This window comes from Microcoleus sp. MON1_C5, from assembly GCF_036701875.1.
In the GTDB taxonomy this organism is placed as follows: domain Bacteria; phylum Cyanobacteriota; class Cyanobacteriia; order Cyanobacteriales; family Microcoleaceae; genus Microcoleus.
In genome coordinates this window covers 1-1,352 of the sequence record NZ_JAUBRN010000154.1, presented here as the reverse complement: position 1 = coordinate 1,352, position 1,352 = coordinate 1, and the positions used below count along the sequence as shown (strand labels likewise).

At 41.9% G+C, this 1,352-nt stretch carries 1 protein-coding gene; it reads right to left on the bottom strand.

Going from position 1 to position 1,352, the window contains the following annotated elements; all coding sequences use genetic code 11:
- Nucleotides 1-58: 58 nt before the first annotated feature.
- A complete protein-coding gene (locus tag QUA71_RS29115) occupies nt 59-1,141 on the bottom strand; it encodes a histidine decarboxylase (protein WP_333290481.1) in 1,083 nt (360 codons plus the stop codon).
- Nucleotides 1,142-1,352: the final 211 nt, after the last annotated feature.

The following is a 1,352-nucleotide window of genomic DNA, read 5'->3' as shown; positions in this document are numbered from 1 at the left end:
AGGTACTGGAATAATAATGAATCCTCCTGTATTTATTGTTTTAAGCACTGCCTAGCCCTTAACTGAACCGTATTGCGGTAGAAGAATAGGAGTTCAGCAAACAAGCAATTCCAACCCGCTCTAAGCGCTCTCGTAAATCAGCAGCTTTGCTCGCGCAGGTTTCGGCTTCAAGCTGAAATAAATGCTTCCGTTGCTGGATGGCATACCAAAGAAAAAGAGGTGCATGACCGTTGCGAGACCCTCCCAAAGTCGTGTCCTTGGAGCCAATGTATTCAATATTAGTGGCTAACTTGTCAACAAGTTTTTTGTGAGTTAGAACAATGCCGCAAGGAAAAGGACAGCCGATAAATTTGTGTCCGGAAATGGCTAAACTATGAATCGGCCCGTTAAAGTTGATTTTACCGGGTGCCAGATAGGGAACTAACATTCCGCCCAAAGCCCCATCGCAATGAATATAAAAGTTTTTAATTCTTTTACGCTCCAGCATCTCCAAAATTTGCTCTAGGTCGTCAACCGCACCCTTGAGCGTTGTCCCGACATTCAGATTGATGATGGCGGGGCGGCTTGAATCTAAGCGACTAAGAAAGTCCACATAATCCATTTCGCCATTGGGCTGGGAATTGACCACAACGTGCGGGATTTTGAAAAACCTTGCCGCTTTTGGTATTGAATAGTGAGAATCGTTGGAAGCATACAGGATGCCGTCTGGATATGTTTCTCGTCCTAATAATAAGCCATAGAGATTTCCCTCGGTGCCACAGGTGGTGATGTACCCCCACCAATCCTGCATTTGATAGAGTTCGGCAAAAAATGCCAATGCCTCTTGCTCAAAGTAGCGACTGTCTATTTTATAATTAGAAGCAACGAACGGGTCGCCTAAATTGTTAATAGCGAACTGAAAAAAAGGTGAAAGCTTTTCATAAGAAAAACTTAAATTGTAGGGATAGCCAGCGTGAAGCGCTGTTTTTTCAGCGAGCTGGTTCTTATAATCATTTAGCAAAGAGTCTAAAATGCTGCTATTGTCGGATACCGCTGGTTGAGTTTTGGAAATTATGTTGTCTGTCCTAATTTCATAGGCGTTATCAATCATCTCTGCCGACAATGAGTTATCACCGACTAAAATCTCTTGGTTCAGTTGCATTTGTAGACTACAGTTTTTTTTCGAGTGGTTTGGGTTCAGAATATACTCCATTAGAAGTATTTCTAACTTAAATAAACTTGGGTTAGGAGGCTCAGCATTAAGCTACGAAACTAAGAAAAACGCAACAACGCTCCTATAGCCTTTATCAGAAAGATGAGGTATCATGTAACTGACTTGAACGAAGTAAAAAATATAGAACCCGAAAATGTCA